The 24995-nt window shown below is 52.4% G+C and carries 21 protein-coding genes, 9 tRNA genes and 7 pseudogenes; 4 read left to right on the top strand and 33 right to left on the bottom strand.

The features are described 5' to 3' along the window. Positions 1–25: 25 nt before the first annotated feature. The 17 genes and pseudogenes from rplF to rpsJ all read right to left on the bottom strand — a co-directional run bounded on the left by rplF (position 26) and on the right by rpsJ (position 7545). Positions 26–556 carry a 50S ribosomal protein L6 gene (rplF, locus tag JCM13996_RS09370; protein ID WP_054750927.1) on the bottom strand — a complete coding sequence of 177 codons (531 nt, stop codon included), beginning with the start codon at positions 554–556 and terminating at the stop codon, positions 26–28. A 30-nt stretch (positions 557–586) separates the two neighbouring features. Beyond that, a complete protein-coding gene (gene rpsH / locus JCM13996_RS09365; protein ID WP_054750926.1) occupies positions 587–985 on the bottom strand; it encodes a 30S ribosomal protein S8 in 399 nt (132 codons plus the stop codon). A 32-nt stretch (positions 986–1017) separates the two neighbouring features. Further along, positions 1018–1203, bottom strand: coding sequence for a type Z 30S ribosomal protein S14 (locus JCM13996_RS09360; RefSeq protein ID WP_054750925.1), 186 nt, complete (start codon positions 1201–1203; stop codon positions 1018–1020). Between the two features lie 13 nt (positions 1204–1216). Beyond that, the gene (rplE, locus tag JCM13996_RS09355; protein WP_054750924.1) at positions 1217–1759 is read right to left on the bottom strand and encodes a 50S ribosomal protein L5; all 543 of its coding nucleotides are present in this window, start codon (positions 1757–1759) and stop codon (positions 1217–1219) included. A gap of 22 nt (positions 1760–1781) precedes the next feature. Beyond that, on the bottom strand, positions 1782–2093 hold the full coding sequence (gene rplX, locus JCM13996_RS09350) for a 50S ribosomal protein L24 (protein WP_054750923.1): 312 nt from the start codon (positions 2091–2093) through the stop codon (positions 1782–1784). Between the two features lie 22 nt (positions 2094–2115). Further along, the gene (gene rplN / locus JCM13996_RS09345; protein ID WP_054750922.1) at positions 2116–2484 is read right to left on the bottom strand and encodes a 50S ribosomal protein L14; all 369 of its coding nucleotides are present in this window, start codon (positions 2482–2484) and stop codon (positions 2116–2118) included. A 30-nt stretch (positions 2485–2514) separates the two neighbouring features. After that, positions 2515–2778, bottom strand: coding sequence for a 30S ribosomal protein S17 (rpsQ, locus tag JCM13996_RS09340; protein ID WP_054750921.1), 264 nt, complete (start codon positions 2776–2778; stop codon positions 2515–2517). A 20-nt stretch (positions 2779–2798) separates the two neighbouring features. Next, positions 2799–2993 carry a 50S ribosomal protein L29 gene (gene rpmC, locus JCM13996_RS09335; protein WP_054649285.1) on the bottom strand — a complete coding sequence of 65 codons (195 nt, stop codon included), beginning with the start codon at positions 2991–2993 and terminating at the stop codon, positions 2799–2801. Then, on the bottom strand, positions 2983–3414 hold the full coding sequence (rplP, locus tag JCM13996_RS09330) for a 50S ribosomal protein L16 (protein WP_054750920.1): 432 nt from the start codon (positions 3412–3414) through the stop codon (positions 2983–2985). The genes rpmC and rplP overlap by 11 nt, the downstream gene beginning before the upstream one ends. A gap of 3 nt (positions 3415–3417) precedes the next feature. Beyond that, positions 3418–4077 carry a 30S ribosomal protein S3 gene (rpsC, locus tag JCM13996_RS09325; RefSeq protein ID WP_054750919.1) on the bottom strand — a complete coding sequence of 220 codons (660 nt, stop codon included), beginning with the start codon at positions 4075–4077 and terminating at the stop codon, positions 3418–3420. Positions 4078–4090: 13 nt separating this feature from the next. Continuing rightward, positions 4091–4444 carry a 50S ribosomal protein L22 gene (gene rplV, locus JCM13996_RS09320; RefSeq protein ID WP_054750918.1) on the bottom strand — a complete coding sequence of 118 codons (354 nt, stop codon included), beginning with the start codon at positions 4442–4444 and terminating at the stop codon, positions 4091–4093. A gap of 17 nt (positions 4445–4461) precedes the next feature. After that, positions 4462–4744 (bottom strand): annotated as a pseudogene (rpsS, locus tag JCM13996_RS10585) (30S ribosomal protein S19). A gap of 33 nt (positions 4745–4777) precedes the next feature. After that, complete coding sequence (gene rplB, locus JCM13996_RS09315) at positions 4778–5611, bottom strand: 50S ribosomal protein L2 (protein ID WP_054750917.1); 834 nt, start codon at positions 5609–5611, stop codon at positions 4778–4780. Between the two features lie 31 nt (positions 5612–5642). Continuing rightward, on the bottom strand, positions 5643–5927 hold the full coding sequence (rplW, locus tag JCM13996_RS09310) for a 50S ribosomal protein L23 (protein ID WP_054750916.1): 285 nt from the start codon (positions 5925–5927) through the stop codon (positions 5643–5645). Next, positions 5927–6550 (bottom strand): 50S ribosomal protein L4, encoded by a 624-nt coding sequence (gene rplD, locus JCM13996_RS09305; RefSeq protein WP_054750915.1) that lies wholly within the window; start codon positions 6548–6550, stop codon positions 5927–5929. Before rplD ends, rplW begins: the two co-directional genes overlap by 1 nt. Positions 6551–6574: 24 nt before the next feature. Next, positions 6575–7210, bottom strand: a complete 636-nt coding sequence (gene rplC / locus JCM13996_RS09300) for a 50S ribosomal protein L3 (RefSeq protein ID WP_082383919.1) — start codon at positions 7208–7210, stop codon at positions 6575–6577. Positions 7211–7236: 26 nt separating this feature from the next. Further along, positions 7237–7545, bottom strand: a complete 309-nt coding sequence (rpsJ, locus tag JCM13996_RS09295; protein WP_054649271.1) for a 30S ribosomal protein S10 — start codon at positions 7543–7545, stop codon at positions 7237–7239. Positions 7546–7977: 432 nt separating this feature from the next. On the opposite strand from rpsJ, the pseudogene JCM13996_RS09290 reads away from it, so the two are divergent. Next, positions 7978–8532: pseudogene (locus JCM13996_RS09290) on the top strand (cysteine hydrolase family protein). Positions 8533–8640: 108 nt separating this feature from the next. On the opposite strand, the pseudogene fusA reads toward JCM13996_RS09290, so the two are convergent. The 3 genes and pseudogenes from fusA to rpsL all read right to left on the bottom strand — a co-directional run bounded on the left by fusA (position 8641) and on the right by rpsL (position 11789). Beyond that, a pseudogene (gene fusA / locus JCM13996_RS09285) lies at positions 8641–10726 on the bottom strand (elongation factor G). 123 nt (positions 10727–10849) lie between these two features. Continuing rightward, a complete protein-coding gene (rpsG, locus tag JCM13996_RS09280; protein WP_054750914.1) occupies positions 10850–11320 on the bottom strand; it encodes a 30S ribosomal protein S7 in 471 nt (156 codons plus the stop codon). Positions 11321–11373: 53 nt separating this feature from the next. Further along, a pseudogene (rpsL, locus tag JCM13996_RS09275) lies at positions 11374–11789 on the bottom strand (30S ribosomal protein S12). 600 nt (positions 11790–12389) lie between these two features. On the opposite strand from rpsL, the gene JCM13996_RS11025 reads away from it, so the two are divergent. The 3 genes from JCM13996_RS11025 to JCM13996_RS09265 all read left to right on the top strand — a co-directional run bounded on the left by JCM13996_RS11025 (position 12390) and on the right by JCM13996_RS09265 (position 13362). Beyond that, positions 12390–12629: a hypothetical protein gene (locus tag JCM13996_RS11025; RefSeq protein ID WP_156321949.1), complete on the top strand. Its 240-nt coding sequence runs from the start codon at positions 12390–12392 to the stop codon at positions 12627–12629. After that, positions 12605–12808, top strand: a complete 204-nt coding sequence (locus JCM13996_RS11020; RefSeq protein ID WP_156321948.1) for an A24 family peptidase — start codon at positions 12605–12607, stop codon at positions 12806–12808. Before JCM13996_RS11025 ends, JCM13996_RS11020 begins: the two co-directional genes overlap by 25 nt. Positions 12809–12927: 119 nt before the next feature. After that, positions 12928–13362, top strand: a complete 435-nt coding sequence (locus JCM13996_RS09265; protein WP_054750911.1) for an ACT domain-containing protein — start codon at positions 12928–12930, stop codon at positions 13360–13362. Positions 13363–13476: 114 nt separating this feature from the next. On the opposite strand, the pseudogene rpoC reads toward JCM13996_RS09265, so the two are convergent. The 13 genes and pseudogenes from rpoC to JCM13996_RS09200 form a co-directional block, all read right to left on the bottom strand. Next, positions 13477–17136, bottom strand: a pseudogene (gene rpoC / locus JCM13996_RS09260) (DNA-directed RNA polymerase subunit beta'). Positions 17137–17147: 11 nt separating this feature from the next. Further along, positions 17148–20750 carry a DNA-directed RNA polymerase subunit beta gene (rpoB, locus tag JCM13996_RS09255; RefSeq protein ID WP_305068999.1) on the bottom strand — a complete coding sequence of 1201 codons (3603 nt, stop codon included), beginning with the start codon at positions 20748–20750 and terminating at the stop codon, positions 17148–17150. A 241-nt stretch (positions 20751–20991) separates the two neighbouring features. Beyond that, positions 20992–23485 (bottom strand): annotated as a pseudogene (locus tag JCM13996_RS09250) (ATP-dependent Clp protease ATP-binding subunit). A 21-nt stretch (positions 23486–23506) separates the two neighbouring features. After that, positions 23507–23973: pseudogene (locus JCM13996_RS12035) on the bottom strand (CtsR family transcriptional regulator). Positions 23974–24165: 192 nt separating this feature from the next. After that, positions 24166–24239 (bottom strand) — tRNA-Pro (locus JCM13996_RS09240). Positions 24240–24249: 10 nt separating this feature from the next. Then, a tRNA-Gly gene (locus tag JCM13996_RS09235) sits at positions 24250–24321 on the bottom strand. 21 nt (positions 24322–24342) lie between these two features. After that, a tRNA-Pro gene (locus tag JCM13996_RS09230) sits at positions 24343–24416 on the bottom strand. 8 nt (positions 24417–24424) lie between these two features. Beyond that, positions 24425–24498 (bottom strand) — tRNA-Arg (locus JCM13996_RS09225). 22 nt (positions 24499–24520) lie between these two features. Then, positions 24521–24606 (bottom strand) — tRNA-Leu (locus JCM13996_RS09220). Positions 24607–24618: 12 nt separating this feature from the next. Next, positions 24619–24690 (bottom strand) — tRNA-Gly (locus tag JCM13996_RS09215). An 18-nt stretch (positions 24691–24708) separates the two neighbouring features. Beyond that, positions 24709–24781 (bottom strand) — tRNA-Thr (locus tag JCM13996_RS09210). Between the two features lie 35 nt (positions 24782–24816). Then, positions 24817–24900, bottom strand: a tRNA-Leu gene (locus tag JCM13996_RS09205). Positions 24901–24921: 21 nt separating this feature from the next. Next, positions 24922–24994: transfer RNA gene (locus JCM13996_RS09200), tRNA-Lys, on the bottom strand. Position 24995 lies beyond the last annotated feature (1 nt).

Raw genomic sequence — 24995 nt, 5'->3', positions numbered from 1 at the left:
ATTTTATGCAGCCAATAACTGACTACTACTTACCAGTCTTACCTTCCTTACGCCGAACGTATTCGTCGACGTAACGGATACCCTTACCCTTGTATGGTTCAGGGGAGCGAACAGCACGGATCTCGGCGGCAAACTGGCCAACCTTCTCTTTGCTGATCCCAGAAACGGTGATAGCTGTAGTACCAGGTACTTCAACCTTTACGCCCTCTGGGGCTTCCATCTCAACCGGGTGAGAGTAACCAACGTTCAGGACCAACTTGGAACCCTGCATCTGGGCACGGTAACCAACACCGACCAGAGACAAGTCCTTCTTGTAGCCCTCGGTTACCCCAACAACCATGTTGTTGAATACGGCACGGGTAGTGCCGTGGATAGCCTTTAAATTATCGTTGTCACGGTCAAATGACACCGTGTTACCGTCCACCGTCATCTTAATGTCGGCGCTGAGCTCACGGGTCAGTTCACCCTTAGGACCCTTAACGGTCACAACGTTGCCGTCTTGCGCTACAGAAACACCTTCTGGTAGCGTGACGCTTTTATAACCAATACGACTCACAGGTAGGCACCTCCTTTGTTAATTTTTGTATTACCAAACGTAGGCGAGTACTTCGCCACCGACGTTCTTGGCACGGGCTTCCTTGTCGGTGATAACACCGTTGGAAGTGGAAATGATTGCAATCCCGAGACCATTGAGAACCTTAGGGACAGCGTCCGCCTTTACGTAAGTACGTAGGCCGGGCTTGCTGATACGCTTCAAACCAGAGATGACCTTTTCGTTGTCCTTCCCGTACTTCAGGAAGATGCGGATCATGCCTTGCTTGTCGTCATCGATAACTTCATAGTCACGGATGAACCCTTCGTTCTTCAAGATTTCGGAAATGGATTTCTTCATCTTGGAAGCAGGTACTTCCAGGCTTTCGTGACGTACCATGTTGGCGTTACGAATGCGAGTCAAGTAGTCTGCAATAGGATCTGTCAGAGCCATTGATTTAACCTCCTTTGTCTAAGTGAATTGAATTACCAGCTGGCCTTCTTCAAACCAGGAATCTGACCGGCGTGTGCTAACTCACGAAGGCAAATCCGGCAAAGCTTAAACTTCCGGTAAACGGAGTGTGGCCGACCACAGCGCTCGCAGCGCGTGTATTCTTGAACAGCGAACTTTGCAGGCCGGTGGTTCTTTACAATTAAAGACTTCTTAGCCAAGTGGTTGACCTCCTTACTTAGCGAATGGCATCCCGAACTGCTTGAGCAGCGCGAGACCTTCTTCATCAGTTTGTGCAGTAGTAACGATTACAACGTCCAGACCACGAACGTGGTTAACCTGATCGTAGTCAATTTCTGGGAAGATCAACTGTTCACGAACACCCAGGGTGTAGTTACCACGACCGTCAAAACTCTTTGGTGAAATACCGCGGAAGTCCCGCACACGTGGTAGGGAAACATTGATCAACTTGTCCAGGAAGTCGTACATCCGCTCGCCACGAAGGGTGACCTTCGCACCAATCGGCATGCCTTCACGCAGACGGAAGTTGGCAATCGACTTCTTAGCCTTAGTCGTCATGGGGTGCTGACCAGAGATCAGTGCCAATTCGTTAACGGCTTCGTCCAGGTTCTTGGCGTTCTGTGTAGCATCACCAACACCCATGTTCAAGACGATTTTGTCAATCTTCGGCGTCTGCATCGTGCTCTTGTAACTGAACTGCTTGTTCAGCGCCGGTGCAATTTCCTGCTTATAACGTTCTTGTAAACGGTTTGCCATGAAAAATAGGTCCTCCTTTCTATTACTTGTCGAGAGCGGTGCCAGACTTCTTGGCTACGCGCACACGCTTACCATCCTGTTCGGTAACACCGACACGGGATGGCTTGTTGTCCTTCGGGTCGAGCAACATGACGTTAGAAACGTGAATTGCTGCTTCAGCATCGACGATACCACCGTTAGGGTTAGTATTCGACGGCTTCACGTGCTTCTTAACCATGTTGATGCCCTCAACGATGACGCGGTCCTTGTTCTTCAGGACCTGCTTGATGGTGCCTTCTTTGCCAGCGTCTTTACCACGCATGACGCGCACCTTATCACCTGTTTTGAATAACATGTTGCACCTCCTCCTATGGAAATTACAGAACTTCGGGTGCTAGTGAAACGATCTTCATAAAGTCGTTGTCACGCAACTCACGAGCCACGGGGCCAAAGATACGGGTACCCTTTGGCGTTTTGTCATCGTTGATGATGACAGCGGCATTTTCGTCAAACTTGATGTATGAACCATCAGTCCGGTGTGCACCTGACTTAGTCCGTACGATTACAGCCTTAACGACATCTGCCTTTTTGACAACGCCACCTGGTGTTGCCTGTTTTACAGTTGCGACTACGACGTCACCGAGGTTCCCGGTCTTGCGGTAAGAACCACCAAGAACCTTAATCACGAGGATTTCGCGCGCACCGGAGTTGTCTGCCACTTTGAGGCGACTTTCTTGTTGAATCACTGTTATGTCCTCCTTTCGTCACGAAATGCTCTAGATAATAACGGCCTTCTCGACAATGTCGAGCAACCGGAAACGCTTGGTCTTTGACAGAGGACGGGTTTCCATGATGCGAACGGTGTCACCAACGTGGGCTTCGTTGTTCTCATCCTGGGCGTAGTACTTCTTGGAGTACTTTACACGTTTGCCATATACCGGGTGGGTCTTGGTAGTGTTGACCTCGACGGTAATGGTCTTGTCCATCTTGTCAGAGACAACGCGGCCCTGATAAACTTTACGACTATTACGTTCTTCCAAAGTACTGGGCTCCTTTCCGATTATTTGTTCAGTTGCTGCTGACGCAGAACCGTCTTAATCCGGGCAATGTTCTTCTTAACCTGCTTCAAACGAGCAGTGTTTTCCAGCTGACCGGTCGCCTGCTGGAAACGGAGGTTGAACAATTCGTCTTTGTATTGCTTTTCCTTGTCCAACATCTCAGCAGTGCTCAATGCGGTAATTTCCTTAGCCTTCATTCTGCTCACCTGCTTCCTGGCGCTTGATCACCTTGGTACGGATTGGGAGTTTGTTGGAAGCCAAACGCAATGCTTCGTTAGCGACTTCTTCAGAAACGCCACCAACTTCAAACATCACCTTCTGGCGCTTAACAACGGCTACCCAGCCTTCTGGTGCACCCTTACCATTACCCATACGTACCCCAACACCTTTGCTGGTGTAGGACTTGTGCGGGAAGATCCGGATCCAAACTTTACCGCCACGCTTCATGTAACGAGTCATGGCAACACGAGCGGCTTCAATCTGACGGTTGGAGATCCAGTGGGATTCCAAGGCCTGCAGACCATAATCGCCAAAGTCAACTTTGGTACCGCCCTTGGCGGCGCCACGCATCTTGCCACGGAATTCACGGCGGTGCTTAACACGCTTAGGTACTAGCATTGGTTACTTCGCTCCCTTCGCAGGTTTATTTGCCTTTTCTGGCAAGATTTCACCACGGTAGATCCAGACCTTCACGCCTAGCTGACCGTAAGTGGTTTTTGCTTCCTGCCAAGAGTAATCAATATCTGCACGCAGAGTGTGCAGAGGCACCGTTCCTTCGGAATAGTGCTCGCGGCGAGACATGTCCGCACCGTTCAAACGGCCGGATGTCTGGACCTTGATACCCTTAGCACCTGCCCGCATCGTGCGCTGCATCGTCTGCTTCATTGCGCGACGGAATGCAATACGCTGTTCCAACTGATCGGCGATGTTCTCGGCGACCAACTTGGCGTCCAGGTCAGGTTTCTTGATTTCAACAATGTTGATGTGCACGTTACGACCGGTCAATGCGACGATGTCCTTACGCAGGGCTTCGACCTGAGCACCACCCTTACCGATAACCATCCCTGGCTTAGCGGTGTGGATAGAAATGTTGACCTTGTTAGCGGCACGCTCGATTTCGATGGTCGAGACAGACGCATCGGCGAGCTTCTTGTTAATGAAGTCCCGGATGTGCAGGTCTTCGTGCAGGAATGTGGCATAGTCCTTCTCGGCATACCACTTAGCTTCCCAGTCACGGATGACACCGACACGGAACCCATTTGGATTTACTTTTTGACCCACGCGTTATCCCTCCTTATGCTTCTTTCTCAGCAACGGTCACGGTGATGTGACTCGTACGCTTGTTGATTGGTGATGCAGAACCTTTGGCCCGTGGACGGAACCGCTTCAAGGTTGGACCCTCGTTAACGAAAGCGTCCTTGACGTAGAGGTTTTGTGCATCCAGGTCGAAGTTGTGTTCTGCATTAGCAATCGCACTCTTCAATACCTTAGCAATAATCGGTGAACCCGCGCGGGGCGTGAATTCAAGGATTGCCAGAGCTTCTGCTGCGCTCCGGCCGCGAATCAAGTCGATTACCAACCGCGCTTTGCGAGCAGCAATTCGTACTGTCTTCGCCGTTGCGGTTGCAGACGTAATTGTTTCAGCCATGTCTGAATTGCTCCTTTCTAGCGTGCTGCGGTTTTCTTGTCATCGACAGCGTGACCATGGAAGGTCCGGGTAGGTACAAACTCACCGAGCTTGTGACCAACCATGTCTTCAGACACGTAAACTGGAACGTGCTTCCGGCCATCGTACACTGCGAAGGTGTAGCCGATGAAACTTGGGAAAATAGTTGAACGACGCGACCACGTCTTGATGACGGTCTTCTTGTCGTTACCTGCCTGTGCCTCAACCTTCTTCAGAAGGCTGGCATCGGCAAAAGGTCCTTTTTTTAAGACTGCGACCCATTTTGTGACCTCCTTAACTACTACTTGTAGTGGTTTACTTGTGCTTACGGTGACGGACGATGAACTTCTCGGACTTAGCCTTGTGATCACGCGTCTTCTTACCCAACGTCTTCTTACCCCATGGGGATAATGGCGATGGACGACCGATAGGTGCTTTACCTTCACCACCACCATGTGGGTGATCGTTAGGGTTCATAACCGAACCACGAACCGTTGGACGGAAACCGAGCCAACGCTTGCGACCGGCCTTACCAATGCTAATCAGTGAGTGTTCAGCGTTACCAACTTCACCAACCGTTGCACGGTTAACTGCCAGGACCATCCGGACTTCACCGGAAGATAGGCGAACGGTGACGTACTTGCCATCGTGACCCAGCAACTGTGCGGAGGCACCAGCGGAACGGGCCAACTGACCACCCTTACCAGGCTTCAATTCAACGTTGTGAATCAAAGTCCCATCAGGAATGTTGCTCAGTGGCAGTGCGTTACCAGCCTTAATGTCGGCGTCAGGGCCAGAAACAACCTTGTCACCAACCTTGAGACCCTTAGGTGCCAGGATGTAGGACTTAACCCCATCTTCATATGTCAGCAAAGCAATGTTTGCCGTACGGTTTGGATCGTATTCGATAGCCGTTACCTTAGCAGTAACGTTATCCTTCTGCCGCTTGAAGTCGATCACACGGTAGAACTGCTTGTTACCACCGCCACGGTGACGGACAGTGATGTGTCCATGCGCGTTACGGCCGGCGGTGTGGTTTTGGCTTTCCAACAGGGAGCGTTCTGGACGCTTCTTGGTGATGTCGGCAAAGTCGGAACCAGACATGTTACGACGACCGTTGGTGGTTGGTTTGTACTTAATAATCGCCACTTTATTAACCTCCTTTTAAAAATTTTTCGAATTAATCTTCGAAAATCTTGATGTCTTTAGAATCAGCATTCAGGGTAACGATCGCCTTACGACGACGACGGGTCATACCTTCGTAACGACCCTGACGCTTCTTCTTGCCGCGAACATTGGCAATGTTGACGTTCTTAACGCTTGCGCCGAAGATTTCTTCGACAGCGCGCTTAACCTGGGTCTTGTCGGCGTTCAGGTTAACTTCAAACGTGTACTTGCGGTTGTCCATCTCGGCGGTAGACTGTTCGGTAATGATTGGGCGAAGAATAATATCGCGTGCATCCATTATGCGAATACCTCCTCAATCTTCTGGAGAGCTGCTTGTGTGACAACCAGCTTGTTGTTGTTCACGATATCCAAAACGTTGATACCATCAGCAACTACAACCTTGACGTTTGGCAGGTTCCGTGCAGCCAGAGCAGCGTTGTCGTTGCCGGCTTCGAGAACAACCAGAGTCTTTTCGTTGGCGTTCAGTGCAGTCAATGCCTGTGCGAATGCCTTCGTCTTTGGTGCGTCGAAGCTCAAAGCGTCAACGACTACCAGGTTCTTGTCAGCAACCTTTTCGGATAAGACCGACTTCAGTGCCAGGCGACGAACCTTCTTAGGCAGCTTGTAGCTGTAGCTCCGTGGGGTTGGTCCGAAGACGATCCCACCGCCACGCCACTGTGGTGAACGGATGGAACCCTGACGGGCACGACCGGTACCCTTCTGGCGCCATGGCTTGCGGCCACCGCCAGAAACGGCGGAACGGTTCTTAACCGCGTGGGTGCCCTGACGAAGAGAAGCACGCTGCATGATGATTGCATCAAACACCACGTTCTGGTTTGGTTCAATGGCGAAAATAGCATCGTTTAATTCAACGGAGCCGTTCTCAGAGCCATCTTGCTTGTACAAAGTAACGTTAGCCATCTGTTAATGTCCTCCCTTCGTGATTTATTTTGCGACCGACTTAACAGCCGTGCGAACGGTAACAAAGGACTTGTTTGCCCCAGGGACGTTACCCTTGATGAGCAATACGTTGTGATCCGTATCTACGGCCACAACTTCGAGGTTCTGCATGGTAACCTTCTTGTTACCCATGCGGCCTGGCAACTTCTTACCAGGGAACACACGGTTAATGATGGCACCAAGTGAACCAGGACGACGGTGGTAACGAGAACCGTGGGCCATAGGACCGCGACGCTGACCGTCTTTCTTGATGTTACCTTGGTATCCGTGACCCTTTGTAATCCCGGTGACATCCACGATGTCGCCTGCTGCAAAGGTGTCAGCCTTTACTTCGGCACCGACCTCATAATCATCAAGCGCTACATCGCGGATCTCCTTAATGAAGCGCTTAGGGGTGGTGTCTGCCTTCTTTGCGTGGCCAGCTTCTGGCTTGTTGGACAGAACTTCACGCTTGTCGTCAAACCCGAGCTGAACGGCTTCATAGCCATCAGTTTCGTTAGTCTTAACCTGCAACACCTTGTTGCCAGTAACGTCAATGACAGTTACTGGAACCAACTCGCCGTTTTCAGTGAAGACCTGGGTCATGCCGACCTTTTTACCTAAGATTCCTTTTCGAGACAATGGGTACACCTCCAGTTTCTTACAGATTAAAGTTTAATCTCGATATCAACACCGCTTGGCAGGTCGAGCTTCATTAAAGCATCAACTGTCTTTGGCGTTGGGTTAACAATGTCGATCAGACGCTTGTGCGTGCGCATTTCGAACTGTTCCCGTGAATCCTTGTGCTTATGCGGTGAACGTAGCACCGTGTAAAGTGTGCGTTCCGTTGGCAGTGGGATTGGGCCAGAGATCGTAGCACCTGTGCGCTTTGCGGTCTCGACAATCTTTTCTGCGGACTGATCGATAATCCGGTGCTCGTAAGCCTTAAGCCGGATCCGAATCTTCTGTTTTGCCATTGTGTGTCCTCCTTCGTCTATTATCTTTAGTAGACTAGCTCCGTGAAAATTTCCGTCGCGCTCTCCGTGGCAAAGCGGCCGGGCGTGTCGCAACCTCTCACATCCACGCTATGCTTGTGCAAACCGCCGCGGAGCGCACACTGCGCCCCGAATTAACCTGCAACTTTGTTAGTATACATGATATTAACGCCGAGTTCAAGGCCTTTATACAGCTTTCTCGCGTAATTTGCAACGTTCGCGTTTGCGCGTGCCGACCCCGTAATTTGCCCGTACACGTTCGCGTTCAGGGACAAACAGCTATTCTGGGGAGCGCAACCCCATACACCCATTTTCATCCCGCATTTTCTGGTGTAAAATCAGGTGTCAAGACACCAACGCACGCACCGTGCATATACATTAACACCGATGCTTAGTGAACACAAACTGGAGGATATGCTCATGACTCACGCCCTACTGATTATCGATTACACTAACGACTTTGTTGCGCCCAATGGTGCCCTCACGGCCGGCGCCCCCGCTCAGGCTATTGACGACGCCATCGTGGCTGCAGCCGACCAAACTCTGGCTGACGGTGGCTGGGTGTACCTACCGACTGACCTGCATGTTGCCGGCGACCAGTACCATCCTGAGACCAAGCTCTTCCCACCCCACAACGAACGTGACACTTGGGGGCGCGCATTTTATGGCCACACCGGGGAATGGTATGCCGCGCACCACGCTGACGCGCAGGTGCACGCCTTTGCCAAGACCCGCTACTCCAGCTTTGCTGGCACGCCGCTTGACCTCTGGCTACGTTAACGGTCGATTCGTACTATCACCCTTGTCGGTGTCTGCACCGACATCTGCGTCCTGCACACCGCCGTGGACGCGTACAACTTGGGTTACGCGTTGACCATCCCGACCAACGCGACCGCGACGTTCACACCGGGTGGCCAGGACTGGGCACTGAACCACTTCCGTTCCGCGTTGGGCGCCGAGGTCATTTAACGGCCCTTACCATAGTAACTTGCGTGCCAGCCTGCGCACGCGTATGCAAAAAAAACGCCCGCTACGGCTAAACCCGCAGCGGGCGTTTCGTTTAAGCAACCAGTTTAATTACTGGCCACCGTTTTTCTTGATGATCTCTTCTTGGATGGACTTTGGCGTTGCTTCGTAGTGGTCAAAGGTCATCGTGAAGGTCCCACGACCCTGGGTAGCAGAACGCAGGGTCGTCGCGTAACCGAACATTTCGGCCAACGGTACCATGGCGTTAACGACCTGGGCGTTACCGCGGGCTTCCATACCTTCAACACGGCCACGACGGGCAGTAACCTGGCCCATAACGTCACCAAAGTTGTCTTCTGGAGCCACGATTTCAACCTTCATGATTGGTTCCAGGATGACGGCACCGGCCTTAGGCGCAGCAGCCTTCAAAGCCATGGATGCGGCAACCTTGAACGCAGCTTCGGAAGAATCGACTTCGTGGTAAGAACCATCGTAAAGCTTGGCCTTAACGTCAATCAATGGGTAGCCGGCCAACACACCGTTAGCCATAGCTTCCTTCAGACCCTGCTCAACGGATGGAATGTATTCACGCGGAACCACACCACCGACGATGGCGTCTTCGAATTCGAAGCCTTTGCCCTCTTCGTTAGGAGTGAACTCGATCCAAACATCACCATACTGACCTTTACCACCAGACTGACGCACAAACTTACCTTGGGCGCTAGCTTGCTTGGTGAAGGTTTCACGGTAGGCAACTTGTGGTTCACCAATCTGGGCGTCAACATTGAATTCACGCCGCATACGGTCAACCATGATGTCCAAGTGCAGTTCACCCATGCCGGCGATCAAAGTTTCACCAGTTTCAGGGTTAGTTTCCGCCTGGAACGTTGGGTCTTCTTCGGCCAGCTTCTGGATGGCAACATCAAGCTTGTCGCGGTCTTCCTTGGACTTAGGTTCAACGGAAACCTGGATAACTGGGTCAGGAATTTCAAGGGATTCCAATACCAGTGGGTGGTCCTGGTCGGTCAGGGAATCACCAGTAGTGGTGTTCTTCAAACCGATAACGGCCGCAATATCACCAGAGAAGACTTCAGGGATTTCCTGACGGTGGTTACTGTGCATTTGCAACAGACGACCAACACGTTCACGCTTGCCCTTCGTCGTGTTCTCAACGTAGGAACCGGATTCCAAACTACCAGTGTAAACACGGATGAAAGTCAGACGACCAACGAATGGGTCGGTGGCAATCTTGAAGCCAACGCAGCGAACGGCTTGTCGTCACCGGCCATCAATTCAACTTCTTCACCAGTTTCTGGGTCCTTGGCGTTATATGGCTTAACGTCCAGTGGGCTAGGCAGGTAGTCGACCGTGGCGTCGAGCAGCATCTGGACACCCTTGTTCTTGAAGGCAGAGCCAGCCAGAACAGGGAAGAATTCCAGGTTGATGGTCGCCTTACGGATAGCAGCCTTCAGTTCCGGCACACTAATGTCGTCACCATTCAGGTACTTTTCCATAATGTCATCGTCAACATCGGCAACGGCTTCAACAAGGTCCTGGCGAGCTTTCTCTGCCTGTTCCTTATATTCGTCAGGGATCTCAACAGTATCCCATTCCGTCCCCAATTCGTCTTCGTCGTACAGGTCGGCCTTCATTTCAAGGAGGTCGATAACCCCTTCAAACTTGTCTTCAGCACCGATCGGCAACTGGATAGCGTGGGCGTTGGCACCCAGACGGTCGCGGATAGTACCCACGGAGTACTGGAAGTCGGCGCCGACCTTGTCCATCTTGTTGACGAACACGATCCGCGGAACACTGTATGTGGTAGCCTGACGCCAAACGTTTTCGGTCTGAGGTTCAACCCCAGCCTGAGCATCTAGCACGGTGATGGCACCATCCAAAACACGCAGGGAACGTTCAACTTCGATAGTGAAGTCAACATGTCCTGGGGTATCGATGATGTTGATACGGTTACCCTTCCAGTGGGCGGTAGTAGCGGCGGAAGTGATCGTGATACCACGCTCTTGTTCCTGAGCCATCCAGTCCATCTGGGAAGCACCGTCATGAGTTTCACCGATTTTGTGAATTTTACCTGTGTAGTACAGGATACGTTCAGTGGTAGTAGTTTTACCAGCATCGATGTGGGCCATGATCCAATGTTACGGGTCTTTTCAAGTGGGAATTCACGCTTGTTAGCCATGTGAAAGATTTACTCCTCTCAAGTTAATACAGAGTGACAGCACCCATTGTGCTGTTCAAATGAAGTTGGTTCAAAGAAAGGGCTACTATATGGCGTAGCAACCGCATATAATAGCCCTTCATATTACCAACGATAGTGTGCAAATGCCCGGTTGGCGTCTGCCATACGGTGGGTATCTTCACGCTTCTTAACGGCTGCACCAGTGTTGTTGGCGGCATCCATCAGTTCGCGGGCCAGCCGCTCGTCCATGGTGTGTTCACCACGAGAACGCGCGTACTGTACGATCCAGCGCAGGCCCAAAGTGGTCCGACGTTCTGGTCGAACTTCGATTGGCACCTGGTAGTTAGAACCACCGATACGACGAGCCTTAACTTCCAGAACAGGCATAACGTTCTTCATTGCCTCTTCGAAAACTTCGACTGGGTCGTTACCAGTTTGTTCCTTAATAATGTCAAATGCATCGTAGAGAATCTTCTGCGCCTTACCACGCTTGCCATCAACCATCATGTGGTTGATCAAGCGGGTAACCAGCTTTGAGTTGTAAACTGGGTCAGGCAGGACATCTCGGTTTTTAACGTAGCCTTTACGTGGCATCCTAAAACCCTCCTAATTGTTTATTACCCGTTAACGGGCGTTTCCATTACGAATTACTTCTTCTTAGGGCGCTTTGCACCGTACTTGGAACGGCTCTGCATACGGCCGTCAACACCGGCAGTATCCAAGGCACCACGAACGATGTGGTAACGAACCCCAGGCAAGTCCTTGACACGACCACCACGGATCAAAACGACCGAGTGTTCCTGCAGGTTGTGGCCTTCACCAGGGATGTAAGCCGTAACTTCAATCAGGTTGGAGAGACGTACACGAGCGTACTTCCGCAGGGCGGAGTTTGGCTTCTTTGGTGTCATCGTACCAACACGGGTAGCAACACCACGCTTCTGAGGTGCAGGGTTGTCACCCAAAGACTTTGTCTTACTGTTGTAGCTAAAGTTCAGGCAGGAGCATTACTCTTCTTGCCATGAGACTTACGACCTTGACGTACCAGTTGGTTAATTGTTGGCATATCTAGGTTCCTCCTTTCGATTTCGGTACTACTTATTTAAGTCCACACATCCGGGCGGTTCATTTTTGATTGTAAAAAAATGGCCACTTCGGCGGCAGTTTGGCGCGGTGCCAGTCAGCCGTCGGGTGAACCGCATAAACTGAAAAAAAGCACCTTTGATAGTATACAAAGTTTTCACGGGGAAAGTCAACTGTTTATTTAAGCGAACGAAGCCGGCTGTGCAGAAAACGAGCGTGTAGTGGACAATAGCCGGAAGGCTCGCACTTAGCCTTTTGGCTATAGTCTGCTACGCGGTAGTTTTCTGGGGGGCGCAGCTCGTTTCAATCAGGGAGCGGAACCCCACGTTCAGAAACTAGAACGTAACGCGCTTTAGCGGTGAAGCCCGTGCTTGGTTTCACTGCTGAAACGCTTTACGTGCAAGTTTCTGCGGGATGCAGCGCGTTTCAATCTCCCACAGCAGCCACCAACGAAGTGATCCCCCGCTCTGCCCCGATTGTAACGCGAAAACCGACAAACTGATAATTTTGGCCTTAACCACCGACTCGCCGACCCAAAATGGCGAAATCTCCCTATGAAAACATCTCACCCGGAGGTATGCCCATGTTCTGGCTTCAACCCGTCCAACTCGTACTCTGCTTTGGCCCCCTGACCTACTTTGCTTACTGTGACCTCCACACCATGAGCATCCCCGCCTACCCGCTTGAAGTGTGGACGACCATCATCTGCCTGTATGGGGCCATGCGGGACTGGCGCCTGCTCGCCGTAGCCTCAGCACCATGGCGGTCGTCGGGTTACTTGCTTGGAGCACCCATGGATTGGGCAGTGCCGACGTACTGGTGATGGGTGCGCTTGGTGCTTGTCTCGGCCTTTCCAGCGTCCTGCTGACGATTCTGCTGGCGTGTGGGCTGGGGTTGGCGCATAGTTGCTGGCGCCACACACGCCGCATCCCCTTTGTCCCCGCACTCACCCTCGCTGGTATTGTCGTTGTCACCGTAGCCACGTTGCGCCGCTACTTGTGATAGGAGCATATACACTTGTCTTACTATGATAAACATATTAAGATTGAACCTATCAGTTGCGCGCCATGACCCACCCGGCGTGCAGCCAATACATACTACCACGGAAGGGAAGTTCCCTTATGGAAAAATATTATATTGTCGATAGCTCCATGCTACCGGCAGTCATTGAGAAAGTGATTGCGGCCCGGACCCTGCTCGAAAACGGAAGCGTGAAGCAGGTCAGTGAGGCCGTCAAGCAGGTTGGCATCAGTCGCGGAACCTACTATAAGTATAAGGACCTGGTCTTTGCCGCCGACTCCCAGCCCGCGACCCGGAAGGCCGTAATCTCACTGATGCTCCATCACTCGCGGGGTGTCCTATCCGAGGTGCTGGCGGCCCTGTCACACGCAGCGGCCAACATCTTGACCATCAACCAAAACATCCCCATTCATGAATGGGCGAGTGTGACCATCTCGTTTGACGTCTCCAGCCTGACCGGAACGCTGGATGACCTCACCGCCGCCCTCAAGGTTCTAAACGGGGTCAGTGACGTAAGGTTACTCGCGGTGGAATAATCCCCGCCTGCAACCAACACCTCATTGCTATATGTAACGCAAAGGAGCTTGCCGCAACGAATTGCGACAAGCTCCTTTTGTGTAACTAGGACGTCAAGTAGTGGGCAAAACCAACTACTTGTCTGTATCCTCACCCTGCGTGTCCGTTTCCTTCATCTGCTGTTCAATGTCAGAAATAGAGTACACATTGTCAGAAACAGTACCGACCGTCTTTGGTTCCTCGTGACGGTAAGTAGCCATACCAGTACCAGCAGGAATGATCTTCCCGATGATAACATTTTCCTTCAAACCAACCAGTGGGTCGTTCTTCCCGCGGATGGAGGCATCCGTCAGGACACGGGTCGTTTCCTGGAAGGAAGCGGCGGACAGGAAGCTGTTCGTCTCCAGGGACGCCTTCGTGATCCCGAGTAGGACGGCCCGGCCAGTAGCCGGAATACCACCACTAATGATGGTGTCGCGGTTCTGGTCCTTGAAGTCACCGATATCCAACAGGGTACCAGGCAAGATGTCGGTATCACCAGGGTCGAGCACACGGATCTTGCGCAGCATCTGCCGCACCATGACCTCAACGTGCTTATCCCCGATTTCAACCCCTTGCATACGGTAAACCTTCTGTACTTCACTGAGCAGGTAGTTTTCGGTCACCATCACGTCGCTGACCTTAATCAGTTCCTTCGGGTCGATTGAACCACCAGTCAGACGGTCACCACGTTCAACGTGATCACCTTCGGCAACGGCCACACTGGAAGCGTACGGTACGTTGTACGTCCGCGTGTCAGTCGTACCCTGAACGGTAATTTCACGGGTGTGTTCAGCCGGGTTCTCATCGATCCCGGTAATTTCACCAGTAACTTCAGTAATAACAGCCAGCCCTTTAGGGTTACGTGCTTCAAAGATTTCCTGAACACGAGGCAGCCCTTGGGTAATATCTTCACCACCGGCAACACCACCGGTATGGAAGTTACGCATGGTCAGCTGGGTACCTGGTTCACCGATCGACTGAGCGGCAACAGTACCAACAGCTTCACCAACTTCAACTTCTTCACCAGTAGCCAAGTTACGGCCGTAGCACTTCTGGCAAACACCATGACGGGTGTTGCAGCAGAAGACGGAACGGATCGTGACTTCTTCGACACCAGCATCAACAACCTTCTGGGCGATATCTTCGTCCATCAGCGTCATGCGTGGTACCAAAATTTCGCCCGTCTTCGGATCACGGATGGTCTTCATGTTGTAACGGCCAACCAGACGGTCGTACAGCGGTTCGATCATTTCGTTACCTTCAGTGATGGCCCGAACAACCAAACCACGGTCAGTGCCACAGTCCTCTTCACGGACGATGACATCCTGGGCAACGTCGACCAGACGCCGCGTCAGATAACCAGAATCGGCGGTCTTCAAGGCGGTATCGGTCATCCCTTTACGTGCACCATGAGTACTCATAAACATTTCCATGACGGACAAGCCTTCACGGAAGTTCGAGATAACGGGCACTTCCATCATCCACCGTTAGGCGCAGCCATCAGACCACGCATCCCGGCAAGCTGGGTAAAGTTAGAAATGTTACCACGGGCACCAGAATCACTCATCATGGAGATAGGGTTCTTCTGGTCAAAGTGTTCGATCAGCTTCTGCTGAACCTGGTCCTTCGCGTCGTTCCAGATGGAAATGACCCGCTCATGACGTTCGTCATCAGTGATCAACCCACGCCGGAACTGCTTGGAAACCATGTCGACCTGCTTGTGGGCTTCAGCGACGATGTCCGCTTTTTCAGGCAAGTGAGGCACATCGGCAACCCCAACAGTCAAGCCAGACTTGGTGGCCTGCGTGTAACCCAGGGTCTTCATGTCATCCAACAGGTCACTAGTCCGCTGCACCTTGTAGGTCTTGAAGACCTCGGCAATGATGTCGGACAAGAAGCCCTTCTTGAACGGACTGATTGGTTCCGCGTTGGCCAAGTAATCGTTAATATCCTGACCTTCTGCCAAGAAGTACTTGTCCGGTACACCATTAACGATGTTGTCACGCGTCGGTTCGTTCAGGAACGGCAAACCTTCGGGCATGATTTCGTTAAAGATGACCTTACCCACGCTGGTGACCATGATTTTACCACGCTGATCATCACCGAACGGCTTGTTGGGCAGACCTTCCGTAGACAGGCCAATGCGAGTATGCAACGTGACGTCGCCATCCTCATGCGCCATGATGACTTCGGCAGGATCCTTGAAGATCATGCCTTCGCCAACTTTGCCTGGTTCCTCAATCGTCAAGAAGTAGTTCCCCAAAACGATATCTTGAGAAGGCGTAACGATTGGCTTACCATCCTTAGGTGCCAGGATGTGGTGTGCCGCCAGCATCAGCATGCGCGCTTCAGCCTGAGCTTCATCAGACAGTGGCACATGGATAGCCATTTGGTCACCATCAAAGTCGGCGTTGTAGGCTTCACACACGATTGGGTGCAAACGCATCGCCTTACCATCAACCAGAACGGGTTCAAAGGCTTGAATCCCCAAACGGTGCAGCGTAGGCGCACGGTTCAGGAGTACTGGCCGTTCCTTGATGACATCGGCCAAAACATCCCAAATGTCATCATCCTGACGGTCGATCTTCCGCCGGGCGTTCTTAATGTTGCTGGCCAGGTCACGCTTAACCAATTCGCGCATCACGAATGGCTTGAACAGTTCCAAAGCCATTTCACGGGGCAACCCACACTGGTAAAACTTCAGCGTAGGGCCAACGTCGATAACCGAACGGCCAGAGTAGTCAACACGCTTGCCGAGCAGGTTTTGACGGAACCGGCCCTGCTTACCTTTGAGCAGGTGTGACAAACTCTTCAACGGACGGTTACCAGGACCCGTAACGGGACGGCCACGACGACCGTTGTCGATCAGGGCGTCGACGGCTTCCTGCAACATCCGCTTTTCGTTCTGGACAATGATGTTTGGTGCCTTGAGGTCCAGCAGGCGCTTCAACCGGTTGTTACGGTTGATAACCCGCCGGTACAAGTCGTTCAGGTCGGAAGTGGCAAACCGACCACCTTCAAGTTGCACCATGGGCCGCAAGTCCGGTGGGATAACCGGAATCGTGTCCATAACCATCCACTCCGGCTTGTTGCCAGATTCGAGGAAGGCATCCAAGATGTCCAACCGACGAATGGCACGGGTCCGCTTCTGACCGGTTGCCTTCTTCAGCTGTTCCTTGAGGTCAGCAACTTCCTTCTCCAGGTCAACCTGCTCCAGCAGTTCCTTGACCCCTTCAGCACCCATCTTGGCCACAAACTTACCGTTGTACTCTTCGTACTTTTCACGGTATTCATTTTCGGTCAGGAGTTGCTTCTTGACCAATGGTGTGTCCATTGGGTCAATCACAACGTAGGAAGCAAAGTAGATTACTTCTTCGAGGGAGCGTGGCGACATGTCCAGTACCAGGCCCATCCGGCTAGGGATACCCTTGAAGTACCAGATGTGGGAAACCGGTGCAGCCAACTCAATGTGGCCCATCCGCTCACGGCGAACGTTAGCACGGGTAACTTCAACACCACAACGGTCACAAACAATGCCCTTGTACCGAATGCCTTTGTACTTACCACAAGCACAGGTCCAGTCCTTGGTCGGGCCAAAGATGCGCTCGTCGAACAGACCGTCGCGTTCTGGCTTCAACGTACGGTAGTTGATGGTTTCGGGTTTTTTTAACTTCCCCATACGACCAGCTGCGAATCTTGTCTGGCGATGCCAGGTTGATTTGCATACTGTCAAACTTGTTGACGTCAATCACAGGGTACCCTCCTATTCGTTATCTTTTTGCTGTGCAGCCTTAGCTTCCGCTTCAGCTGCCTTCTTTTCTTCCTGCTGAGCCGCAAATTTCGCTAATGCGTCGGCGGAACCGCCTTCGTCATCATCGTCGTCCAGGTCACGCAGTTCAATTTCGTTCTTCTGGGTGTCAAGCACCTTCATGTCCAAGCCCAAAGACTGCAATTCCTTCACCAGAACCCGGAAACTTTCTGGGACACCTGGGTGCGGAATTGGTTCGCCCTTAACGATCGCCTCGTACGTTTTCACACGACCCACAACATCATCGGACTTGTACGTCAGAATTTCTTGCAGGGTGTAAGCAGCACCATAGGCTTCAAGGGCCCAAACTTCCATTTCCCCGAAACGCTGGCCACCAAACTGAGCTTTACCACCCAGCGGCTGCTGCGTAACCAAGGAGTAAGGTCCAATGGAACGAGCATGGATCTTGTCATCAACCATGTGGGAGAGTTTCATGTAGTACATAACCCCGACGGCAACCCGCGTTTCGAACGGTTCACCAGTGCGGCCATCATACAGCACACTCTTACCATCGCTAGCCATACCGGCTTCCTTAACGGTGGCCCACATGTCATCTTCAGTCGCACCATCAAAGACTGGTGTAGCGACGTGGATGCCTAACTTACGTGCGGCCATCCCCAAGTGCAGTTCAAGTACCTGCCCAATATTCATACGGGATGGCACACCCATTGGTGACAGACAAATGTCAACTGGCGTACCGTCTGGTAAGTATGGCATATCCTCTTCAGGAACCACGATGGAAACAGTACCCTTGTTACCATGACGACCGGCCATCTTGTCACCAACCTGAATCTTACGCTTCTGGGTGATGTAAACCCGGACCATCATGTTGACACCTGGAGACAGTTCGTCACCATCTTCACGCGTGAAGATCTTGACGTCCTGCACGATACCACCACCACCATGCGGAACACGGAGGGAAGTATCACGGACTTCACGAGCCTTTTCACCAAAGATGGCGTGCAACAGCCGCTCTTCAGCGGACAGTTCCGTCACACCCTTGGGCGTAACCTTACCAACCAGGATGTCGCCGTCCTTAACTTCGGCCCCAATGCGGACGATCCCGTCCTCATCCAGGTCCTTCAAGGCGTCGTCACCAACGTTAGGAATTTCGCGGGTGACCTCTTCAGGTCCCAGCTTGGTGTCACGTGATTCGGACTCGTACTCCTCAATATGAATCGAGGTGTAAATATCTTCCTTCACCAGACGCTCGGACATAACGATGGCATCTTCGTAGTTGTACATGTTCCACGTCATGAAGGCGATAATTGGGTTCTGGCCCAAGGCTAATTCGCCCTGGTCCATGGCTGGCCCGTCGGCGATAATCTCGCCGGCGTCAACCTGGTCACCCAAACGTACGATTGGTGTTTGGTTGTAGTTCTTGTTGGCGTTACTACGCCGGAATTTCATCAGGTGGTAAACATCCTGCGTGTCGTCTTGACGCCGTACCTTGATGACCTTGGCGTCAACGTACTCCACACGACCAGGGTGCTTAGCAAGCAACGCAGTACCAGAGTCATGCGCAGCTTTGTACTCCATCCCCGTGGCAACCAACGGTGCGTGGGGGCGAACCAAAGGTACGGCCTGACGCTGCATGTTGGCACCCATCAGGGCACGGTTGGAGTCGTCGTTTTCCAAGAACGGAATGCAGGCCGTGGCCACAGCAACTACTTGCTTTGGCGAAACGTCCATGTAGTCAACCTTCTCAGGACTAACTTCAATGTTGTCATCCTTGTGCCGGGCCAGAACGGTCGCGTCACGGAACGTACCGTCTTCGTTTAACACGGAGTTGGCTTGGGCAACAACGAAGTTATCTTCTTCGTCAGCCGTCAGGTAATCAATCTTGTCGGTAACCTTGTGGGTCGTCCAGTCGACACGCCGGTATGGCGTTTCGATGAAGCCATAACGGTTAACCACGGCGTAACTAGCCAGGCTGTTGATCAGCCCAATGTTAGGCCCTTCAGGCGTTTCGATTGGGCACATCCGCCCATAATGTGTGTAGTGCACGTCACGCACTTCGTAACCGGCACGATCACGGGTCAAACCACCAGGTCCTAAGGCGGACAGACGCCGCTTATGCGTCAATTCACCCAACGGGTTGGTCTGGTCCATGAACTGTGACAGCTGGGATGAACCAAAGAATTCCTTAATGGATGCAACCACTGGCCGAATGTTAATCAATTGCTGTGGCGTAACGGTGGAAGTGTCCTGAATGGACATCCGCTCACGGACCACCCGTTCCATCCGGGACAAACCGATACGGAACTGGTTCTGTAGCAGTTCACCCACGGAACGGATCCGCCGGTTACCCAAATGGTCGATGTCATCGGTCGAACCGATGCCTTCTTGCAGCAGCAAGAAGTAGTTCATCGATGCCAAGATGTCGGCTGGCGTTAGGTGCTTCAGCAATTCGTCAATGTGACCATTACCGATCATGTTGACTTCTTTGTCCGGTGTTACCTGGGAGTAAACCTTCACTACCTGCAACGTAACGGGGTCTTGGAGGACACCGTCTTCGTTCGGCTGGTAGGTGACGGTTTTAAAGTCGTCGCGGTCCAGGTACTGGCCCAGTGTATCCATCATCTTGTGGGTCACACGGTCACCCTTTTTGGCGATCACTTCACCGGTATCGGGGTCAGCCAGCGTCTCAGCCAGCGTCTGACCCAATAGGCGGGACTTCAAGGACAGCTTCTTGTTGACCTTGTAACGGCCAACACGAGCCATGTCGTAACGCTTCGGGTCAAAGAACCGGGCGTACAGCAAGGAGCGACTGGAGTCAGCCGTCTTTGGTTCGCCTGGGCGTAACCGTTCGTAAATGTCCTTCAGGGCCTCATCAGTCCGGGAATCGTTCGTGTCTTTGTGGACGTCCTTTTCCAACGTCAGCATCAACGAATCGCTGTCACCGAACATGTCGATGATGTCTTGATCCGAGCCAAAGCCCAGCGCCCGTACCAGTTCGGTCAACGGAATCTTCCGCGTCCGGTCGATACGGACGTAAGCAATGTCCTTAGCGTCGGTTTCGTATTCCAGCCATGCACCACGGTTAGGGATAACGGTCGTCCCCCAAGTCGTGCGGCTGTTCTTATCGATTTCGCTGTTGAAGTACACCCCAGGGGAACGTACCAACTGCGAAACGATTACCCGTTCGGCCCCGTTAATGATGAAGGTACCTTGTTCAGTCATCAGCGGGAAGTCACCAAAGAAGACGTCTTGCGACTTGATCTCACCAGTTTCGTGGTTCGTCAAACGTAGCGTCACGTGCAACGGTGCGGAGTAGTTGGCGTCGTGCTGACGAGCTTCCTCCACCGTGTACTTTGGTTCTAGCAACTGGTAATCAACGTATTCCAGACTCAAGTTACCCTGGAAATCGGAAATCGGCATGATATCGTCGAACATTTCCTTCAGGCCTTCGTCGAGGAACCACTGGTAGGAATTCGTTTGAATTTCAATCAGGTTGGGCAGGTCCAAAACTTCCTTGATCCGGGAGTATGACCGGCGCGTACGGTGCTTACCGTAGTTCACATTGTGTCCTAAGTGCTGCTCTGCCAAGTTGTTCACCCCTCTAAAATATTGGCGGCAATCCATTGTAAAGAGAACGTAAATTTTGTTAAGTCAGATTACAACTGCTACGGTTACGACCTTACAGGCAAAAAAAAACCAAAAGCAGTAAATTCACGCCACTGCTTTTGACTTTTTCTGCGGCGCCACGCGGACAATAGATCGCGCTTAACCTTCTGCTTCGTAACCGAAATGCAACTGGTGATAATATTATCAGTCTTCTGGTTGCATGTCAATGAAATTACTGGATGGTCACGGCGTCGTCCGCGGGGTGCTCCTGCTTCTTAACGTCGAAGGTGATGTTACCTTTACGGGCACCAATAACGATGGTGTCACCAGCAACGGCATCACCCGCCAGCAAAATTTCACTCATCCGGTCTTCAACCTTGCTCTGGAGGGCCCGCCGTAACGGCCGGGCGCCGTATTCAGGATCAAAGCCGGCTTTGGCAATCGCGTCCACCGCGGCGGGCGTGATCCGGACGCCGATGCCCATCGCCGTGACCCGGTTGATCAGCGTCTTGGCCATCAACTTCACGATGGCGTGCAACTCCTTTTTGCCCAGACTGTGGAAGACGATCGTTTCGTCAATCCGGTTGATGAATTCAGGACGGAAGTACTTCTTCTGTTCCTCCAGTACCCGAGCCTTGGTGGCCTCATAATCATGACCATGGTTTTCGGCACCAAAACCGACGCTCTTTTCGTCACGTAGCGCGGTTGCCCCTAAGTTCGAGGTCATAATCAGGATGGTGTTCCGGAAGTCGACCATCCGCCCCTTGGCGTCACGCAGGTAACCATCATCAAGCACCTGCAGCAACAGGTTGAAGACATCCGGGTGAGCTTTTTCAACTTCATCCAACAGCACAACGGAATATGGTTTGTTACGAACCTTTTCCGTGAGCTGGCCACCCTCTTCGTAGCCGACGTAACCCGGTGCTGCCCCAATGAGGCGGCTAGTACTGTACTTTTCCATGTACTCGGACATGTCGACACGGATGAGGGCATCTTCACTCCCGAACATGGCTTCAGCCAAAGCCTTGGCCAATTCCGTCTTACCAACCCAGTTGGGCCGAGGAACATAAAGCTCCCAATTGGCCGGTTAGGTCCTTGATACCGCTACGTGCCCGCCGAATGGCCCGGGCAACCGCACTCACGGCCTCATCCTGACCAATGACCCGATGGTGCAGGACGCGTTCAAGCTTGATCAACCGCTCGCTGTCCTTACTCGTGAGCTGGGTAACCGGAACCCCCGTCCATTGAGCTACAACTTTGGCAATATCTTCCTCGCCAACCACAACATCGGTCCGTACGTGTGGCTCACCGTCATCGCTATCGGCGACCGCGGCGTTGTTCGCAATTTTGTCGCGCAACTTCATCTCGCGCGCACGAATCTTAGCAGCAGCTTCGAAGTCCTGTTCACTGATGGCCTCTTCTTTGTCAGCAACCAATTTAGCGAGTTTCTGCGCGTCCTTATCGGCCGCAGTCGGCTGCTCATCCGCATCCAGACGTACCATGGCCGCAGCTTCATCAACCAGGTCAATAGCCTTGTCCGGCAAGAACCGTGACGAGATGTACCGGTTAGACAAGCGGACAGCCGCGGAGAGTGCAGCATCACTAATGGTAATACCGTGGTGCTGTTCATAGCGTGGGCGTAAGCCCTGCAAAATCTTGAACGCATCGTCGGTGCTTGGTTCGTTGACCTGAATGGTAGCAAACCGCCGCTCTAGGGCCGCGTCCTTTTCAATGTACTTTTGGTATTCATCCAGGGTGGTAGCACCGATGAGTTGCAGCTCACCCCGGGCCAACGCTGGCTTCAGAATGTTGGAAGCATCGATGGCGCCTTCAGCACCACCGGCCCCAATCAAGGTGTGCAGCTCGTCAATAAACAGGATAACTTGCCCGTTGGCGGCTACCTCCTCGATGACCTTCTTCAAGCGGTCCTCAAACTCACCACGATACTTAGTACCGGCAACTAATGAGCCCATGTCGAGCATCATCAGCCGCTTCTGGCGCATTTCCACCGGCACGTCACCGGCGACGATACGCTGAGCAAAGCCTTCGACCACCGCCGTTTTACCGACACCAGGTTCGCCAACAAGCACCGGGTTGTTCTTGGTCCGCCGCGCCAGGACTTGAATCAGGCGGTGAATTTCTTGGTTCCGACCCACCACGGGGTCCAGTTTGTTTTCACGGGCGGTTTGGGTTAAGTCGCGGGCCAACCCGTCAAGCGTTGGGGTCTCCACCGTTTGGCGCTGACGCGCACGGGGACGCTTGGCCTGCTGCCGCTCGGTCACGCCCATTTTCTTCAATACCAGTTGCCGTAATTTAGTGAGGGACAAATCGGAATTCTGAATGATCTTGGCGGCGATGGTATCGTCATCACGCAGTAATCCCAACAGGATGTGCTCCGTACCGATTTTGACCGCGCCGATCTGCTTAGCCTCATCACCAGCGGCGGCCAAAATGGCTTTGCCTTTGGGTGAGTAGGGCAAAAAGCTGTCCGGACCCAACGCGCTGTCGGGCACAGTTCCGTAACCGGTGAAGGCTTCAATGTCGTCGTGGACCTCGTCCTCATTGACGCCCAGTTGCCGCAAAGTTTTGCCGGCAACGCCCTCTTGTTCAACAACCAAAGCCAGGAGGATGTGTTCAGAGCCCACTGCATGGTGGTGGAAGGACTTGGCCTGTTCCTGTGCGATTAACAGCACATTCTTGGCACTGATCGTAAATAAATTATCCATACTATACCTCCTGGAACGTGGTTAACGTTCATACCGCAGACTATCCAGAAACGCACGCATCAACCGTGCCCGGATAACCTGTTCTGACTCACTATCGGCAATGGCTAACGTATGGTGACTCATCGCCGCCAACATCGCGTTACCAGTCTCACGTGCAATGACGTGTGCATCGAACAATTGCTGCGTCATTACGCGAGCGTCACTTTCACGTAAGTGGTCGGGAACGTGGGCCCGCATCAGGTCAATGGTTCCTGTTCATCGCGCAACTGCGCCTTCACGATGCGAATATACCCGCCACCGCCGCGCTTACTCTCCACCGCATAGCCACGCTGCGGGGTAAAGCGGGTCTTTAGCACGTAATTGATCTGCGAAGGTACACAGTTGAACCGTTCAGCAATTTCCGACCGGCGAATCTCCACTTGTCGCTGCTCCGCCAGTATTGCGTTCAAGTACGCCTCAATAATATCCGACATGCTTTGCGCTTGCACGCGATCACCACCCCTTGTATTTGACTAATCTTGACTTTCATCCATTATACTTATTTTAATGAAGTTTGCCAAACACGATTTGTCAGCCTATAACACGGTGGTTTGGTGCTTTAAGTTACCAGTTTGTGGAGTACTTGTCAATGAAAGCACAAAAAAAACGGTCTAACCGTGACGGCTAAATCGTCAAATGAGTCGGGAAAACAGGATTCGAACCTGCGACCTCTACGTCCCGAACGTAGCGCTCTACCAAGCTGAGCTATTTCCCGATATTATAAAAGCGGAAGACGGGATTCGAACCCGCGACCCCCACCATGGCAAGGTGATGTTCTACCACTGAACTACTTCCGCATACTTATTTATATATTCACATCGGGAAAACAGGATTCGAACCTGCGACCCCCTGGTCCCAAACCAGGTGCTCTACCAAGCTGAGCTATTTCCCGATTAAAAATGCACCCAGTAGGAGTCGAACCTACAACCTTCTGATTCGTAGTCAGACACTCTATCCAATTGCGCTATGGGTGCGTAATATTAAAATGGTTCATTCTGCCGAGGACCGGGTTCGAACCGGTACGGTGACTACTCACCGCTGGATTTTAAGTCCAGTGCGTCTACCAATTCCGCCACCCCGGCGGCTTCATGCAAAGCGGAAGACGGGATTCGAACCCGCGACCCCCACCATGGCAAGGTGATGTTCTACCACTGAACTACTTCCGCATGATTATTGTTGGTAAATGCCGACTATAGGATTCGAACCTACGACCCCCTGTTTACAAGACAGATGCTCTACCAACTGAGCTAAGTCGGCCTAAAAGTAAAGCAGCTGCCAAAGGCAGCCAACGCTGCGGGTGAAGGGACTCGAACCCCCACGGTTGATTAACCACTAGAACCTAAATCTAGCGCGTCTGCCAGTTCCGCCACACCCGCATTAAACTGATCCTACTGGAATGAGCCGTGACAGGCTCGAACTGTCGACCCTCTGATTAAAAGTCAGATGCTCTACCGACTGAGCTAACGGCTCA

This window comes from Lacticaseibacillus thailandensis DSM 22698 = JCM 13996 (assembly GCF_001312865.1).
GTDB classification, from domain to species: domain Bacteria; phylum Bacillota; class Bacilli; order Lactobacillales; family Lactobacillaceae; genus Lacticaseibacillus; species Lacticaseibacillus thailandensis.
Note: the sequence above shows the minus strand (reverse complement) of the source record. Positions and strands in the feature narration are given on the sequence as shown.

Excerpts from the sequence above, each read along its gene's own strand:
- rpsJ (WP_054649271.1), bottom strand. The coding sequence starts at position 7,545 with ATGGCAAAACAGAAGATTCGGATCCGGCTTAAGGCTTACGAGCACCGG.
- rpsH (WP_054750926.1), bottom strand. The coding sequence starts at position 985 with ATGGCTCTGACAGATCCTATTGCAGACTACTTGACTCGCATTCGTAAC.
- rpmC (WP_054649285.1), bottom strand. The coding sequence starts at position 2,993 with ATGAAGGCTAAGGAAATTACCGCATTGAGCACTGCTGAGATGTTGGAC.
- rplE (WP_054750924.1), bottom strand. The coding sequence starts at position 1,759 with ATGGCAAACCGTTTACAAGAACGTTATAAGCAGGAAATTGCACCGGCG.
- rplD (WP_054750915.1), bottom strand. The coding sequence starts at position 6,550 with ATGGCTAACGTTACTTTGTACAAGCAAGATGGCTCTGAGAACGGCTCC.
- rplW (WP_054750916.1), bottom strand. The coding sequence starts at position 5,927 with ATGGATGCACGCGATATTATTCTTCGCCCAATCATTACCGAACAGTCT.
- JCM13996_RS11025 (WP_156321949.1), top strand. The coding sequence starts at position 12,390 with ATGTTCTGGCTTCAACCCGTCCAACTCGTACTCTGCTTTGGCCCCCTG.
- rplP (WP_054750920.1), bottom strand. The coding sequence starts at position 3,414 with ATGCTAGTACCTAAGCGTGTTAAGCACCGCCGTGAATTCCGTGGCAAG.
- rplV (WP_054750918.1), bottom strand. The coding sequence starts at position 4,444 with ATGGCTGAAACAATTACGTCTGCAACCGCAACGGCGAAGACAGTACGA.
- rplX (WP_054750923.1), bottom strand. The coding sequence starts at position 2,093 with ATGTTATTCAAAACAGGTGATAAGGTGCGCGTCATGCGTGGTAAAGAC.
- rpsG (WP_054750914.1), bottom strand. The coding sequence starts at position 11,320 with ATGCCACGTAAAGGCTACGTTAAAAACCGAGATGTCCTGCCTGACCCA.
- JCM13996_RS09265 (WP_054750911.1), top strand. The coding sequence starts at position 12,928 with ATGGAAAAATATTATATTGTCGATAGCTCCATGCTACCGGCAGTCATT.